Origin of the sequence: Formosa sediminum, assembly GCF_007197735.1 — a bacterium.
GTDB classification, from domain to species: Bacteria; Bacteroidota; Bacteroidia; order Flavobacteriales; family Flavobacteriaceae; genus Formosa; species Formosa sediminum.
The window spans coordinates 2,021,563-2,036,923 of sequence record NZ_CP041637.1 but is presented as its reverse complement, the minus strand read 5'-3'; the positions used below and the strand labels follow the sequence as shown (position 1 = coordinate 2,036,923).

The window sequence follows — 15,361 nt, the reverse complement described above, 5'->3', positions numbered from 1 at the left end:
GAGAATTAAGTACCCTTATCTATTTTAATTCCGATTAAAAGATAAACATCGTAAAAAGATGTTTATTTACCAAAACCACTTTACAACACACTATAAACAAACACATTAGTATAAAGCAGAAAAACGTATCAAGAATATTGCTAAAGTTTTCAACAAAAAAAGCATTGAAACAATAGTTTTGTTTTAATGCTTTTTTGGATTTGGATATTTCTGTTTTATGTTTCGTATAAGGCCTTCAAGACCATTCAATTTTAATTCGTAGACCATACGTAATTGATCTCCTATTTTTCCTTTAGGAAAGCCTTTGTTGTTATACCACACAATATAAAACTCTGGTAAATCTATTAAATACCTGTCTTTATATTTACCAAAGGGCATTTTAGTATGTGCCAACTCAATTAAGAGGTCTCGATTAAGCTGATCTATCATAGCATTTTATATGGATTTACTTCCAATTAAAAGTTACAACTTTTTCAATATCTGGATGTAAACTATAGTGTACAGGACAGGTTTGAGCAGTGTGTTCTAAGATTTTTTTAACCTTATTATCTGCTTTTATAGGAAAATTAAATTGTACTTCAATTTTAGAGATTCGTCTCGGATCTGCAGAGATATGTTTAGTAACTTCAGCAGTTGTTCCTTCCATATTATAATCTAAACCATTAGCTTTAATACCCATAACAGTCATCATACAATTTGCAAAGCCTGTAGCCACAGTATCTGTTGGCGAAAATGCTTCACCTTTTCCATTATTATCTATTGGTGCATCTGTAACATAAGTGTTTCCAGATTGAATATGTAGGTTCTCGGTACGTAAATTACCAAGATAAGTTACTTTAGATGTCATATATTTAGTTTTTTACTTCAACAATCTTTAAATCGTTATATTCTAACAAATAAACCGTGTTGTTATAATAGCCGCCAAAAGGCGTTTTTTTATACTCAAATTTATTTTCGATATATTCTGTTAGCGGAGCATCTATAGTCGAGTTGTATAAATCTGTAGAGGTTGCCAAACGCAACACTACATCCATAGTTAAATCAAACCCTCTAACAGCAATTTTATCAGGCGTTACCCCGTAGGTATCTGTATACGATTTTAAGAACCCGTTATTTATTTCGTCGTCAAAAGATTTAGATATAGAGGCAAAATGAAAGTGTAAATTAGAAAGGTGTCGGTTAGACACTTCACTATTTTCGAACGCACTATTTAAATCTGTAGTGGCAAGTACAATTTGAGTTTTATCTGAATTTAATGCATTTAAAGTTCCTATTACATTAGATGCAAATCCAGAAACTTCTGTTTCTAGAAACACAACGTTTTTACCAGGTTTTAAATATTTTACTATATCTTCTTGACGTACGTAATGGGCTTCTTTTCCATCTTTATCTTTTCGCGATCTCACAATATGTCCCTCTGGAAATGCAGTCTTAAGTACTTCATTTTGAGATTCGCTTTTTGAATCGAAAATTAAAATGGTATTTACCAAACTATCTCGTGATTTAAAATAATTTAAAACTTTTTGTTTTAATAAATCTTCACTAGGTCGAGATTGAAACACATTACTGTTTAAAGTAACTTTTTTTGTTACAGGTGATATTACTGGAACGTTATACACATGTAATTGTTGCGCAGTAAACTCTACACTTTCTTGCGATAAGGGTCCAATAACAGCATCTAAATCTTGAAAATTATGCTGGTTAATTAAGGAACTAATTGTACTGGTTTTGTTTTCGGTATCGTAAACATCTACTTTAACAGAAACTCCTAATGCTTTTAAAGAATCTAAAGCCATTAAAACACCTGTTTGAAATTCTAAAGCAAAATTTAAGTATCCATCTTTTCTAACCTGATTCATTGCAACTTGAATAGAATCTAAACTCACTTGATTTAACTTAAACGGCATTAAAATCGCGATGTGTTTAGTTTCGGGATTGAAGGTACTATGAGATAAATTTGTAACTTTTAATCGGTGTTTAGATATTATTCCAATTACATCACTATTTTTGGTTTTAGGAATACGAAGTACCATTCCTGCTTTTAAATCTGAATTTATCAATTGTGGATTTAACGTTTCCAGTTCGACTCTTTCTAATCCTAATTTAACCTTTAAACGGTAAAAACCTTCTTTAGGTTGTACTTCATAATAATCGTAAGCTTCATCAACAACCTTTTCATTTGTATTAGGAATATTTGGTACTTTTATAGTGTCTCCAACTTTTAAAACGTCTTCCATTTCTGGATTTAATGCTTCTAAATCTTCAACTGTAATTCCAAACTTATAGGCCACGCGCCATTTCCCTTCTTTAGGTAATACCGCGTAAGGTTTTGTTAAGTCTACTACTGTAGCAACTTCTTCTAAAACTTGTTTGCTCTCAAAAACAGGAATTCTGATTTTAGTTCCTTTTTTTAAGGGCTCTGAATATAAAAAGACATTTGCTTTTTTAATCTCATCAGCACTTACTTTATAATCTTTAGCAATACCATACAACGTTTCTTTACGTTTTACACGGTGCTGCTTATATCCTGTAAGTTCTTTAACGGTATTTAATTCTGCTTGAACTTTAGTATTTGGAATAATTAAAACCATATTGGCTCTAAGACCATTTTTAGCATTTGGATTAATTGCATATATATCATTAACAGTTATCATATATTCTTTTGCAATATCCTCTATTTTTTCACCTTGTTTAACTTTATGTGTCTTATAATTTTGTGCAAAAACATTGTTAGTCACCACTAGAAGCAATGCAAAAACAACTAAAAACTTTTTCATTCAATATGGTTTAATTCAAAAAAATAATTTAAATAATTCTATTCCCACTCTATAGTTGCAGGTGGCTTCGAGCTAATATCGTACACTACTCTATTAACGCCTTTTACTTTATTTATTATATCGTTAGATGTTTTTTGTAAGAATGCATAAGGTAAATTCACCCAATCTGCGGTCATACCATCAGTACTTTCTACAGCTCTAAGCGCTACACATTTTTCGTAGGTACGCTCGTCTCCCATTACACCTACGCTATTTACAGGTAATAACATTGCTCCGGCTTGCCATACTTTATCGTATAAGCCCCAAGCTTTTAATCCGTTTATAAAAATGGCATCCACTTCTTGTAAAATACGAACTTTTTCAGCTGTTATATCTCCAAGAATACGAATACCTAGTCCTGGACCAGGAAAAGGATGTCGGCCTAATAATTCTGGATCGATCCCTAAAGTTGCTCCAACACGTCTTACCTCATCTTTAAAAATAGCACGAAGTGGCTCTACTATTTTTAATTTCATAAAATCTGGTAACCCTCCTACATTATGGTGACTTTTAATTGTTGCTGAAGGGCCTCCTGTAGCAGAAACACTTTCAATAACATCTGGATAAATAGTACCCTGTGCCAACCATTTTACGTCGGTTAATTTATGAGCTTCATCATCAAACACTTCTATAAATGCATTTCCGATGGCTTTACGTTTTAACTCTGGATCTTCTATACCTGCTAATGCATCTAGAAAACGTTTAGAGGCATCTACACCCTTAACATTTAACCCCATCCCTTCATATTGTTTTAGTACACTTTCAAACTCGTTTTTACGAAGTAAACCGTTATTTACGAAAATACAATATAAATTATCTCCTATAGCTTTATTTAAAAGCACTGCTGCCACTGTAGAATCTACACCTCCAGAAAGTCCTAAAACCACTTTATCGTTTCCAACCTTAGCTTGTATGGCTTCAACTGTCTCCTCAACAAAAGAATCTGGAGTCCAGTCTTGATGAACACCTGCTATATCAACTAAAAAATTTTGTAACAACTGTTTTCCATCTGTAGAGTGATATACTTCTGGGTGAAACTGAATTGCATAAGTTTCTTCTCCTTCTATTTTATATGCCGCGTTAGTAACATCTGAAGTACTTGCAATAAGTACAGCATGTGTTGGCAATGATTTAATAGTATCGCTATGACTCATCCAAACCTGACTGCCTTCAGAAATATTTTTAAAGAATACCTCATCTTCTTTGATGTAAGACAAGTTTGCTCGTCCGTATTCTCTTGTGCTAGATGGTGCAACTTCTCCTCCCGAAAAATGGGCTAGATATTGTGCGCCATAACATACTGCTAATAAAGGTTTTTTTGTGCGAATATGTTCTAACTCTGGATGTAGAGCATCTTCTCCTCTAACGGAATTTGGACTACCTGAAAGTATAACTGCTTTATAACTTTCTATGTCGGTTGGAATTTTGTTGAATGGGTGTATTTCGGAATAGATGTTGAGTTCTCGAACTCTACGGGCAATAAGCTGAGTGTATTGCGATCCGAAGTCTAAAATTAATACCTTGTCGTGTTGCATGTGCAAAATTAATATTTATATTTTATTTGAAAAGTTTGAGACAAACTTTATTCCATGGTTTTTAAAATTTCTACAATATCTTGCTCTGTAGTATCTGGGTTTATAAAACAGAATCGAGACACGGTTTCGTAAGTATTACCAGACTTCCATTTAGAAGGCGTTACTAACGCAAATCCTTTAGCATGATTTTCGTAGGTCCAATGTGTATAATCTTCTGGTGTCCATCCTATCCTTCTATACAACACACAAGACAAACTTGGTTCGCGTACCAACTCTAAATTAGGATGTGCTGTAATTAAACGTCCCGCTATTTGTGCCAATTCTATACCACGTTCTACCGCTTCTTTATAACGATCTGTCCCATGAGTAGCTAAAGAAAACCATAACGGTAAACCACGCACACGACGTGTTAATTGTATTTGGTAATCTGTAGGATTAAATCCGTGAGCACCTTCATCTTTAAAAATATCTAAATAAGATCCTTCTTGAGAATGAGCATTTTTAGCCAACTCTGGATCTCTATAAATTACGGCACCACAGTCGTAAGGTGAAAACATCCATTTATGCGGATCGATAGTAATACTGTCTGCATTTTCAATTCCGTTAAATAAATGTCGCACAGAATCGGCTACTAATGCACCACCACCATAAGCAGCATCAACATGTAACCATAAATTTTCTGCTTTACATATTTCAGATATACCGGTTAAATCATCTATAATCCCTGCATTTGTTGTTCCTCCAGTCGCAACCACAGCAAACAACCGTTGACGCTGATCTGGAGTTAAATTATCGATAGCCTCGCGTAAAGCTTCACCTTCTAGACGATCTTCAGAATCTACTAAAAACACATCTATATCTGCTACTTTGGCCATAGCTTTTATAGAAGAATGCGCTCCAATAGAAGTGATTATTAATCCTTTTTCATTTTTATGAGCTTCTTTTAAACTGCGCCAATATTCTCTTGCAGTTACAATTGCAGAAAGATTTGCTGCTGTACCACCACTTGTAAATACTCCAAATGCACCTTCTGGCATACCAGTTAAAGATACAATCCATTTCATAGCTTCATTCTCGCAAAAGATTCCGCCTGCACCTTCCATCCAATATGCACCATGAATACTAGATGCAGAAGTTACCAAGTCAAACATAATAGCTGCTCGTGTTGGTGCTGCAGGTACAAAAGCAAGATTTCTTGGATGATCTATAGGGACATTAACTTTTGTTAAATGTTCTTTCCATAAATTAAAAGCCACTTCACCACCAATTCCTTTATCTGTAATAGTTTCTCCAACTAAGGCTTTTAACTCGTCTGCTTTTTTAGGTTTACCAATTTTTCTCTCTGTAGTAGAAATTCGTTCTATGGCATACTTCATGACATCTAAGGTCATTTCTACCAAATCAAAATCTACTTTATGCATGCTTTTTTTCACAAATTAAGTATTAAAAATTCTTGTTTTAATGGTTGCAAATTTAACACTAACTGAGGGATTAATTGGTCTCCAAACTCGAGATATAATTCAGAAAAGTTAACAATACGTTCTTGCAAACTTTGATTTGGAAATAATTGGTCTTTAAGTTCTGTCATTCTTAGTACCTGATCTGCCAGTTTCTTTTTCTGAGCTTTTAACAAGCGCTTCTCTAAATGCTCTAATCCCTTTATTTGCTTACGTTCTTGAGCTTTTACGGCACCTAAAAATGAGGCATCGGTTTGTGCTGCTAAAGTGTACATTTCTTTAAATTGCTCTTGAAGAAATTTCTTTTGTGATGAAAAATCTATTTCAATATTAGAAATACTACGCACTCGTTTGTTAATAAAAGTATCACGCTTATAAAATAAATCTCGGTTTGAAATGTTTAATTTTTCTAGTTTCTTAGCTTGCTGCTTTGTTTTTATTAATACCGAATTTCTTAATAACAGCATAGGAAAAGGCACTTGTGCTGCTTTAAAATAATCTTTTAACTGAAGCCAATATGCCAACTCTCCACCACCTCCTATATAACAGAGGTTAGGTAAAATAACTTCCTGATAAAGCGGACGCATAATTACATTTGGAGAAAACCGTTCTGGAAACGCCTCTATTTCTTCTAGAATTTCGTCTTTAGTAAATGTCTTTTGTGTATTAATTACACTATACCTATCATGCTCTAATACGATACGCTCACGACTATTTTCTGACAAATAAAACAAATTGATTGCTCTTGGGTTAACTTGAATATTATAATCTGTATCCGGAATTTGTGAAAGTAACGTATTCGTTTTAGACACTTCTTGAGCCGACACTTGAGATAATATATCTTGTTTGATGTACGGAATGAAAGCACGTTTTAAATCGGAGTGATTAGCATCAATAATCACCAAACCTAATTCCGCAAACAATGCATTTGCCAAATATCTTGTGGCATCTGCTAAAGTTTCATGTTTTAAATAGGCTTCAGAAAACAGATCTCTTAATTCGTCTGCAGCTTTACCAACACCTAATTCTTTAGCATATAACTCAAACACATCTTCTAAACCCGCTGTACTAAATGGTCCAACAGCACCACCATCTTCACGATTCCATTGTACTTTTTTCCCTTTAAAATTAAAATAATTAATTTCATCGAAATCATGATCTTCTGTAGCCATCCAATACACAGGCACAAAATGCTGATCTGGATAAGTTGTTTTTAACTCCTTTGTTAAATTTATAGTTGATACAATTTTATACAGAAAATATAATGGACCAGTAAACAAATTTAGTTGATGTCCTGTAGTTACTGTAAATGTATTTGATTCTTTTAAAAGAGAAATATTTAATTGGGTGGCCTCTGAAGTTGTAACGCTTTTATATTGCTGTTCTAATACCGAAGCTAAAACTTGTCTATGAGCTTTAGACATGCCTTTAAAATCTGATTTTTCTTTTATTTGATCTTCAAAATTTTCAAGTTTAGGAAACCGATTATAAAATGGTTTTAATTCAGGTTTTTGATCTATATAATCGCAAATTAATGATGAAAAATAATGGATATCTTTAAAAGGGATACAGTCAGTTGGCATAAAATATTCTAATTTATTGTAAATATACAGCTATTAGTATTTTCAATTCTAAAAAATTAGTTAAGATTATTGAAGATACAATTCTAACTCATTAAACGAAAAAAGGTGCTTTAACTTACATTAAAACACCTATAATTCTCTGATTTTATTTTTTACTTTACCACCTTAGCATACAAATCAAAATCTGCAGCTTCAGTAATAATAACATGTGTAAATTCGCCTGTTTTTAAATAGGTTTCAGAAGCATCTATAAGGACTTCATTATCTACGTCTGGCGAATCGTACTCGGTACGCCCTACAAAATAATTTCCTTCTTTTCTATCGATAACGACTTTAAACTCTTGACCAATTTTAGCTTGATTTAATTCCCAAGAAATTTGAGATTGAATTTCCATAATTTCATTAGCGCGTTCTTGCTTTACATCTTCTGGAACATCATCTTCTAAATTATAGGCATGAGTATTTTCTTCGTGCGAATATGTAAAACATCCTAAACGCTCAAAACGCATATCTTTTACCCATTGTTTTAAGGTTTGATAATCTTCTTCTGTTTCGCCAGGATACCCTACAATAAGTGTTGTACGAATGGTCATTTCAGGAACTGCTTTTCTAAATTCCTTTAATAATTTTGTTGTTTTTTCTTGTGTGGTTCCGCGGCGCATGCTTTTAAGTATAGCATCAGAAATATGCTGCAATGGAATATCTAAATAATTACACACTTTAGGTTCGCGATTCATAACCTCTAAAACATCCATTGGGAATCCAGTTGGAAATGCATAATGTAAACGAATCCATTCAATACCTTCAACTTTCACTAAAGCTTCTAACAGTTCCGCTAGATTACGTTTTTTATAAAGATCTAATCCATAATAAGTTAAATCTTGTGCTATTAAAATTAATTCTTTTACGCCATTTGCTGCTAACTTTTCAGCTTCCACCACAAGTTCTTCAATAGGTGTGGATTTATGTTTACCACGCATTAAAGGAATTGCACAAAACGAGCACGGACGATCGCAACCTTCAGCGATTTTTAAATACGCATAGTTTTTGGGTGTTGTTGTTAAACGTTCTCCTATTAACTCATGTTTATAATCTGCACCTAATGCTTTTAACAAGCCTGGTAATTCTGTAGTCCCGAAATACTCATCTACATTTGGAATTTCTTTTTGCAAATCCGGCTTATAACGCTCCGACAAACACCCTGTTACAAATACTTTATCGACCTCTCCATCTTCTTTCTTTTGCATGAACTCAAGAATAGTATTCACACTTTCTTCTTTCGCATTATTAATGAAACCGCAGGTATTAATTACAACAATATTACCTTCCTCTTCGTGAACAACATCTTTACCACTTGCTTTAAGTTGTCCCATTAGCACTTCGCTATCGTACACATTCTTACTACAACCAAGGGTTACGACGTTGATTTTATTCTTTTTAAGTGATTTCGTTCTCATATCAAAATTTCAGAGTGCAAAGATACGTAATGATTTATGATTAATGATTTAAGATTGATAATTTTTGAATATGAGACGGTACCAGAAAAAAACACTAAAATTTATATAGAATACTGTGCAAAACATAATTGAGAATAAAAATATAAATCACTACTATGACTTAAAATTCATTCACAACATTATCAATTTTTGATATATCCTGTTAAAAAAGCTTTACCCATCTCAATATAAAGTAAAAACAAACACTAATAATCCTAGTGTAAATCAAATATTTCAAAAGAATTAATAATAAAAATAATCACTCAAATAATCATTTTTTTTAAATAAAAACAGACAAACTCATATTTTTTGACACCATAATTTATAAAGTTCATAAAAGCCTATACCTGTAGTATAAGTGTAATCTCAAGATTCGGTCTACACGACATGATTATAATTAATTTGAAAACCAAATGCAGTTAGTGTACATCTTAAGCTAATACAATTTAACATTCCTAAATTCCTAGTAATATGCTAAAACAAATCACTGTCTGCATTTTATATCATCCTAATATATTAAAATCTAAAAAACATTATGAAAAAAACTTTACTTAAAACATTTATCCTTTTTGCTTTCACAAACTTGTCTGCACAAGACATTACTACAGGCCTAGTTTTTAACTTAGGTTGTAACTCTGATGTAAATATTACAGATGGGGAAACCCTTACAGAATTATCTTCAAACGCTGCTACCGGAACTATTGTAGGAGAGATAAAACCTATTGAAGGTCCTGATGGTAATGCAAATAGCGCCTTTAATTTCACCTCTAATTCTCATATAAATTTTGTTCCCGCAGCCATTACAGATTTACCCTTAGGAGATGTTAGTGCAAACGGAAGAAGTTATGCTTTATGGATTAAAACAGAAATTGGAGATACAAGAATGCAAATTTTTAGCTACGGAACCAATCTAAAATCGCTTCATGTGCACCTTAATATTAATCAAGTTACAACTAATGCCGGTCAATTAAACTTAGGATTTTGGAATACAGAAACAACCCAAACAGGACCTTTTTCAACTATCACCGATAATAAATGGCACCATATAGTTGCTGTTGTTAATAAAACTGAAGATGGTTATACTACAGATTATTATGTAGATAACGAACTAATAGAAACCGTAAATTTAATAACAACAGATATTGTAAACACTCAAATACCAACAACAGGTACAGCTTATGTTGACTTTAGAATTGGAGGTCGAAACACAGAAGGCGCATCACTATCTTACACTGGTGGTTTAGACGATGTTCGTTTATATAATAGAGCTTTAACTGCGACAGATGTAGAAGCCTTATATTTAGCTAAAGGAAATACTTTATCTGTCTCTGAAGTAGAAACTACAAACAATTTTGAATTTAAAGTATATCCAACAATAACATCAGAAATTTTAAATTTAAAATCTAATGTTAACTTAGAGCAATTATCAATTATTAATTTAAATGGCGTAGTCGTTAAAACTATTGAAACACCTACTGAAAAAATAAGCGTTTCTCAATTAACTAACGGATTGTATTTTATCGTCGGAAAAACAGCTTCAAACACAAGTACACTTAAGTTTATTAAAAAATAAAAAATTACTTTTATAGAGTGTTAGTCTATTACTATTCTAACACTCTTAAAATTAGAATAAACTTATTTAAAAAATGAGTCTACAAATTCATATTTATTAAACACTTGTAAATCTTCAATACCTTCGCCAACGCCAATATACTTTACAGGAATTTTAAACTGATCGCTAATACCAATCACAACCCCACCTTTAGCCGTTCCATCTAATTTTGTTACAGCCAAAGACGTTACTTCTGTTGCAGCAGTAAATTGTTTAGCCTGCTCGAATGCATTTTGACCTGTAGAACCATCTAAAACCAATAACACATCATGGGGTGCATCTCCAATTACTTTCTGCATAACACGCTTTACTTTAGTTAATTCGTTCATTAAATTAACTTTATTATGCAAACGTCCAGCGGTATCAATAATAATAACATCTGCATTTTGAGATACCCCAGACTGTAAAGCATCAAAAGCTACAGAAGCAGGATCGCTTCCCATATCTTGTTTTACAATAGGCACATCTACACGATCTGCCCACACTTGCAATTGATCTATAGCTGCAGCTCTAAAGGTATCTGCCGCACCTAGTACAACGTTTAGTCCTTTCTTTTTAAACTGGTAGGCTAATTTCCCAATAGTAGTTGTTTTACCAACACCATTTACACCCACAACCATAAGGACATATGGTTTTTTATTAGCAGGAATGGTATATTCTGTTTCTTCACCTGAATTTGTTTCAGACAATAACCCTGCAATTTCTTCTCGAAGAATTTTATTAAGTTCTGTAGTACCAAGATATTTATCTTTTTCTACACGAGCTTCAATGCGTTCAATAATTTTTAAAGTAGTATTTACTCCAACATCACTAGATACTAAAATTTCTTCAAGATTATCTAAAACGTCATCATCTACTTTAGATTTTCCAGCTACTGCCTTACTTAATTTATCGAAAAAACTAGATTTAGATTTTTCTAAACCTTTATCTAAAGTTTCCTTTTTTTCTGAAGAAAATATTTTTTTAAAAAAGCTCATTGGTTATTATTTAGAATTTATGCCATCACTTATATTTTTAAATATAACAACGGCTAGTAACTGATTAAAACTCTTAACACAAAATGCCTGCCCAATTTTAAAAGCTGAAATTTTGTCACTATTTTAAATGTAAATATAAAACAAAAGCTGCTTTCTATTAAGAAAGCAGCTTAAATTATCTTTTTTCGATAAAAAATAAATTAATTATTTTTTATTTAAGTAATCGTTTACTTGTTCTGGAGACATGATTGCTTCAACAAAAGTGTAAGCACCTGTCTTATCAGACTTAACCATTTTGATAGCTTTAGTTAATCTTTTAGACCCTGTTTGTAATGTTGCTACGGATTTCTTTGCCATGACTTAATTATTTAATTTCTTTATGAATAGTCATTCTCTTCAAGATAGGATTGAATTTTTTAATTTCCATTCTATCAGGAGTGTTCTTCTTATTTTTTGTAGTAATATATCTAGAAGTTCCTGCAACTCCAGACTCTTTATGCTCTGTGCACTCTAATATTACTTGGACTCTGTTACCTTTCTTTGCCATTGTTTTATTATTTTAAAAAGTGGCTTATTTTAAAAACCCTTTAGATTTAGCTTCTTTAATAGCAGCTGAAATTCCTATTTTGTTAATAGTTTTCAATGCTGAAGTAGATACTTTTAAAGTTACCCACTTATCTTCTTCAGGAATGTAAAAACGCTTTTTAACTAAATTCGCATCAAATCTGCGTTTAGTTTTGTTCATAGCGTGAGACACATTGTTCCCTACCATTGCCTTCTTACCTGTAAGTTCACAAACTCTTGACATTCTTTCTAAACTTTAAATGTTGTTATTTCAAAACGAGGTGCAAATATACTAATTCTTTATCTTATAACAACTTAATTATGATCTATTTTTTAAAATTTCTTTTTGAAGCATCTCTAAAGCCTTGTCTACCGCCTTGTTAACCACTTTTATTCTAAGGTTTCCAAGATTAAATTTCTCTGAATACACCCCTGTTTTTGAAGCAATTGCTATATAAACGGTACCTACTTCTTCTGTATCGGTTACTTTACTAGGCCCAGCATTACCTGTTGTTGCAATTGCATAATCTGTATTAAACATTCCCAAAACATGTGTTGCCATAGCCTCTGCAACAGCTGCACTTACCACATGGTGTTCTGCTATTAGAGCTTCAGAAATCTTTAAAACATCTATTTTGGCTTGAGTTGCATAACTTACAACACTACCTTTAAAAAATTCTGACGCACCAGCATGCGCTGTAATTTGCTCTGCTATTTTACCTCCTGTACAACTTTCTGCTGTTGCTAAGGTTTGCCCCAAAAGAGTTAATGTTTTACCAATTTGCTCTTCTACCGTTTCCTCAAATCCTTCAATACCCATAAAGATATCTTTAATTTGAGGCATAAGTAATTGTTCTTGCTTATCCATTTCGGCAACAATCTCCTCTTTATTAAATCCTTTAGCAGACAACCTTAATCTCACTTTTCCTAAATTAGGAAGATATGCCAATTTAATAAATTGAGGAAGTGCATCTTCCCAAGCTTCTATACGTTCTGCTAAAGCACTCTCTCCTAAACCATAGGTTAAATAGGTTTTATGCATGATGAACGGACACTTAAATTTCTTTTGAATACGCGGTATAACTTCAGTATCTATTAACGCTTTCATTTCAAAAGGCACCCCTGGAAGCGACACAAAAACAGTCCCCTCATGGTCCATCCACATTCCTGGTGCTGTGCCATATTCGTTATGTAAAACCGATGCTTTAGACGGCACTAGAGCTTGATTTATGTTTAATTGCGATATTGGATTTGACGAATACTTTGCAAAAATGCCTTCTACATGCTTTAAAACCGCATTATCTATGACTAATGTATCTTGAAAATATTCGGCTAGTGTACGTTTAGTTATATCGTCTTTAGTAGGTCCTAACCCTCCTGTAATAATCACAACATCTGCATTACTTTCTGCTTCTTTTAATGCTTTTAAAATGTGAGCTTTATCGTCTTGTACTGAGGTGATTTGATAAACTGAAACGCCTATTTTATTAAGAGCCTTAGCAATATAGGCGGAGTTTGTATCTAAAATTTGACCAATGAGAATTTCATCGCCAATGGTTATTATTTCTGCTTGCATTATGAAATAGCGAAATCTGTTTGAATTTCTGAAATTGCGGAATCTATAGCCGTTACAACTTTTTCAAATACTGGTGTGATGTCTTTATCTGTTTGTTCGAATTTTCCCCAATCCTGAACTAAAATAAGATCATCTAAAACACCAAGTTCAAACAAATCTACTGTAGGCTTTAATTTATGAGCCATTTGATAAGTTGTATTATAATCTTTTGTTGCAACTGCTTTTTTTAAAATCTGGAGATCTTCTGGAACTTCTTCTAAAAACGTTAGGGCTAAAGCATTTATAAAATCCTGATCATTATCTGCCAATTCTCTTACTCTATATAATTTATAATGTTGTTCCATGATTATTTAACTGTTATTGAAAACATTTCTTGCTCCTGTATATACCCTGTTAAGACATCGTTTGGAGCTACAGGCCCGACGCCAGACGGTGTTCCTGTAAAGATAACATCTCCTATCTTTAAAGTGAAATATTTTGAAACACATTCTATTAACTCATCAATTTTCCAGAGCATATGACTTGTATTTCCGTTTTGGACCGTATTTTCGTTCTTTTTTAATGAAAAATGTAATTGATTTATATCTGAAATTTCACTTTTAGGTATCCATTTACCAATTACAGCAGCACCATCAAATGCTTTAGCTTTTTCCCAAGGCAATCCTTTGGCTTTCAATTTTGCTTGTAAATCTCGTGCTGTAAAATCTATACCTAAACCAATCTCATCGTAATATTTGTGTGCAAATTTTTTATCGATGTACTTCCCTACTTTATTAATTTTAACTAAAACCTCCACCTCATAGTGAACATCGTTAGAAAAGTCAGGAATAAAAAACGGCTGTTTTTTTAAAAGTATAGCTGTATCTGGTTTTAAAAACACAACAGGATCTATTGGTTTTTCATTTTCTAACTCTTCTATATGTTCGGTATAATTTCTACCTATACAAATAAGCTTCATACCCTTTTAACTCAATTTATTATTAAAACTTCTTAATTTAATTGCCGTTAATACTTTTTTAGTGTACAACGGAAAATCTGCATTCAATATCCAACCAAAATACCCAGGTTCATCATTTAAGACATCAACTACACGTTTATTTTTATGTTTTCCGAAAGCAAAACATTCTTCACCAGCTTCGTTAAATGCTAAAAATCCTGCAAAATCTGCAAATTGTTTTCTACTACTAAATTCCGAAAGAAATTTGGTGTTATTTTCTAATTCATCATATTTTTCAACTTGTGCCTTTAAAACTTCGTAAGTTGCATATGTATCTGCTGCTGCACTGTGAGCATTTTCTAAATTTTTATTACAGTAAAATTTATATGCTGCTACTAAAGTACGTTGCTCCATTTTGTGAAAAATAGTTTGCACATCGATTGCCAATGTACTTTTCATATCAAAATCTATATCTGCACGCAACATTTCTTCTGCTAAAAGCGGTATATCGAATCGGTTAGAATTAAATCCTCCTAAATCTGAATCTTTAATCATACCGTATATTTCTTTGGCTAACGCTTTAAATGTTGGTGCCTCTGCAACATCTGCATCAGATATACCATGTATTGCTGTTACTTCTGGAGGAATTGGCATTTCTGGATTTACTAACCATGTTTTAGAGTCTTCCTTACCATCAGGAAACACTTTTAAAATCGCTATTTCTACGATTCTGTCTTTTGATATATTGACACCTGTTGTTTCTAGATCGAAAAAACAAATAGGTTTTTTTAGATTGAGATTCATTAAA

Annotated in this window: 16 protein-coding genes; 1 reads left to right on the top strand and 15 read right to left on the bottom strand. The window is 32.6% G+C overall.

Features of this window, described 5'->3' with window-relative positions; genetic code table 11:
• Positions 1-183 precede the first annotated feature (183 nt).
• From FNB79_RS08915 to rimO, 7 genes are all read right to left on the bottom strand, one after another.
• A complete protein-coding gene (locus FNB79_RS08915; RefSeq protein ID WP_185967737.1) occupies positions 184-429 on the bottom strand; it encodes a DUF3820 family protein in 246 nt (81 codons plus the stop codon).
• A 16-nt stretch (positions 430-445) separates the two neighbouring features.
• Positions 446-847, bottom strand: a complete 402-nt coding sequence (locus FNB79_RS08910) for an OsmC family protein (RefSeq protein WP_143380985.1) — start codon at positions 845-847, stop codon at positions 446-448.
• A gap of 4 nt (positions 848-851) precedes the next feature.
• Positions 852-2,777 carry a LysM peptidoglycan-binding domain-containing protein gene (locus FNB79_RS08905; RefSeq protein WP_143380984.1) on the bottom strand — a complete coding sequence of 642 codons (1,926 nt, stop codon included), beginning with the start codon at positions 2,775-2,777 and terminating at the stop codon, positions 852-854.
• Positions 2,778-2,815: 38 nt separating this feature from the next.
• Positions 2,816-4,351 (bottom strand): glutamine-hydrolyzing GMP synthase, encoded by a 1,536-nt coding sequence (guaA, locus tag FNB79_RS08900; RefSeq protein ID WP_143380983.1) that lies wholly within the window; start codon positions 4,349-4,351, stop codon positions 2,816-2,818.
• 47 nt (positions 4,352-4,398) lie between these two features.
• Positions 4,399-5,772, bottom strand: a complete 1,374-nt coding sequence (locus FNB79_RS08895; protein WP_143380982.1) for a pyridoxal phosphate-dependent decarboxylase family protein — start codon at positions 5,770-5,772, stop codon at positions 4,399-4,401.
• A gap of 8 nt (positions 5,773-5,780) precedes the next feature.
• Positions 5,781-7,391 carry a bacillithiol biosynthesis cysteine-adding enzyme BshC gene (gene bshC, locus FNB79_RS08890; protein WP_143380981.1) on the bottom strand — a complete coding sequence of 537 codons (1,611 nt, stop codon included), beginning with the start codon at positions 7,389-7,391 and terminating at the stop codon, positions 5,781-5,783.
• A 152-nt stretch (positions 7,392-7,543) separates the two neighbouring features.
• A complete protein-coding gene (gene rimO, locus FNB79_RS08885; protein WP_143380980.1) occupies positions 7,544-8,848 on the bottom strand; it encodes a 30S ribosomal protein S12 methylthiotransferase RimO in 1,305 nt (434 codons plus the stop codon).
• 574 nt (positions 8,849-9,422) lie between these two features.
• On the opposite strand from rimO, the gene FNB79_RS08880 reads away from it, so the two are divergent.
• Positions 9,423-10,460 (top strand): LamG-like jellyroll fold domain-containing protein, encoded by a 1,038-nt coding sequence (locus FNB79_RS08880; RefSeq protein ID WP_143380979.1) that lies wholly within the window; start codon positions 9,423-9,425, stop codon positions 10,458-10,460.
• Positions 10,461-10,522: 62 nt separating this feature from the next.
• Here the strand turns inward: FNB79_RS08880 and ftsY are convergent, their stop codons facing one another.
• From ftsY to FNB79_RS08840, 8 genes are all read right to left on the bottom strand, one after another.
• Positions 10,523-11,476, bottom strand: coding sequence for a signal recognition particle-docking protein FtsY (gene ftsY / locus FNB79_RS08875; protein WP_143380978.1), 954 nt, complete (start codon positions 11,474-11,476; stop codon positions 10,523-10,525).
• A 204-nt stretch (positions 11,477-11,680) separates the two neighbouring features.
• On the bottom strand, positions 11,681-11,833 hold the full coding sequence (locus tag FNB79_RS08870; protein ID WP_143380977.1) for a DUF4295 domain-containing protein: 153 nt from the start codon (positions 11,831-11,833) through the stop codon (positions 11,681-11,683).
• A 7-nt stretch (positions 11,834-11,840) separates the two neighbouring features.
• Positions 11,841-12,023, bottom strand: a complete 183-nt coding sequence (gene rpmG / locus FNB79_RS08865; protein WP_143380976.1) for a 50S ribosomal protein L33 — start codon at positions 12,021-12,023, stop codon at positions 11,841-11,843.
• A 24-nt stretch (positions 12,024-12,047) separates the two neighbouring features.
• On the bottom strand, positions 12,048-12,284 hold the full coding sequence (gene rpmB / locus FNB79_RS08860; protein WP_038527816.1) for a 50S ribosomal protein L28: 237 nt from the start codon (positions 12,282-12,284) through the stop codon (positions 12,048-12,050).
• Positions 12,285-12,359: 75 nt separating this feature from the next.
• Positions 12,360-13,616: a CinA family nicotinamide mononucleotide deamidase-related protein gene (locus FNB79_RS08855; protein WP_143380974.1), complete on the bottom strand. Its 1,257-nt coding sequence runs from the start codon at positions 13,614-13,616 to the stop codon at positions 12,360-12,362.
• Positions 13,616-13,960, bottom strand: a complete 345-nt coding sequence (locus FNB79_RS08850; protein ID WP_143380973.1) for an Hpt domain-containing protein — start codon at positions 13,958-13,960, stop codon at positions 13,616-13,618. The genes FNB79_RS08855 and FNB79_RS08850 overlap by 1 nt, the downstream gene beginning before the upstream one ends.
• Before the next feature lie 2 nt (positions 13,961-13,962).
• The gene (locus FNB79_RS08845) at positions 13,963-14,574 is read right to left on the bottom strand and encodes a fumarylacetoacetate hydrolase family protein (RefSeq protein WP_143380972.1); all 612 of its coding nucleotides are present in this window, start codon (positions 14,572-14,574) and stop codon (positions 13,963-13,965) included.
• A gap of 6 nt (positions 14,575-14,580) precedes the next feature.
• The gene (locus FNB79_RS08840) at positions 14,581-15,357 is read right to left on the bottom strand and encodes a 3'-5' exonuclease (RefSeq protein ID WP_143380970.1); all 777 of its coding nucleotides are present in this window, start codon (positions 15,355-15,357) and stop codon (positions 14,581-14,583) included.
• Positions 15,358-15,361: the final 4 nt, after the last annotated feature.

What these genes read in the sequence shown, in the direction of transcription:
- FNB79_RS08915 (WP_185967737.1), bottom strand. Translation starts at nt 429, where the DNA reads ATGATAGATCAGCTTAATCGAGACCTCTTAATTGAGTTGGCACATACT.
- FNB79_RS08910 (WP_143380985.1), bottom strand. Translation starts at nt 847, where the DNA reads ATGACATCTAAAGTAACTTATCTTGGTAATTTACGTACCGAGAACCTA.
- FNB79_RS08905 (WP_143380984.1), bottom strand. Translation starts at nt 2,777, where the DNA reads ATGAAAAAGTTTTTAGTTGTTTTTGCATTGCTTCTAGTGGTGACTAAC.
- guaA (WP_143380983.1), bottom strand. Translation starts at nt 4,351, where the DNA reads ATGCAACACGACAAGGTATTAATTTTAGACTTCGGATCGCAATACACT.
- FNB79_RS08895 (WP_143380982.1), bottom strand. Translation starts at nt 5,772, where the DNA reads ATGCATAAAGTAGATTTTGATTTGGTAGAAATGACCTTAGATGTCATG.
- bshC (WP_143380981.1), bottom strand. Translation starts at nt 7,391, where the DNA reads ATGCCAACTGACTGTATCCCTTTTAAAGATATCCATTATTTTTCATCA.
- rimO (WP_143380980.1), bottom strand. Translation starts at nt 8,848, where the DNA reads ATGAGAACGAAATCACTTAAAAAGAATAAAATCAACGTCGTAACCCTT.
- FNB79_RS08880 (WP_143380979.1), top strand. Translation starts at nt 9,423, where the DNA reads ATGAAAAAAACTTTACTTAAAACATTTATCCTTTTTGCTTTCACAAAC.
- ftsY (WP_143380978.1), bottom strand. Translation starts at nt 11,476, where the DNA reads ATGAGCTTTTTTAAAAAAATATTTTCTTCAGAAAAAAAGGAAACTTTA.
- FNB79_RS08870 (WP_143380977.1), bottom strand. Translation starts at nt 11,833, where the DNA reads ATGGCAAAGAAATCCGTAGCAACATTACAAACAGGGTCTAAAAGATTA.
- rpmG (WP_143380976.1), bottom strand. Translation starts at nt 12,023, where the DNA reads ATGGCAAAGAAAGGTAACAGAGTCCAAGTAATATTAGAGTGCACAGAG.
- rpmB (WP_038527816.1), bottom strand. Translation starts at nt 12,284, where the DNA reads ATGTCAAGAGTTTGTGAACTTACAGGTAAGAAGGCAATGGTAGGGAAC.
- FNB79_RS08855 (WP_143380974.1), bottom strand. Translation starts at nt 13,616, where the DNA reads ATGCAAGCAGAAATAATAACCATTGGCGATGAAATTCTCATTGGTCAA.
- FNB79_RS08850 (WP_143380973.1), bottom strand. Translation starts at nt 13,960, where the DNA reads ATGGAACAACATTATAAATTATATAGAGTAAGAGAATTGGCAGATAAT.
- FNB79_RS08845 (WP_143380972.1), bottom strand. Translation starts at nt 14,574, where the DNA reads ATGAAGCTTATTTGTATAGGTAGAAATTATACCGAACATATAGAAGAG.
- FNB79_RS08840 (WP_143380970.1), bottom strand. Translation starts at nt 15,357, where the DNA reads ATGAATCTCAATCTAAAAAAACCTATTTGTTTTTTCGATCTAGAAACA.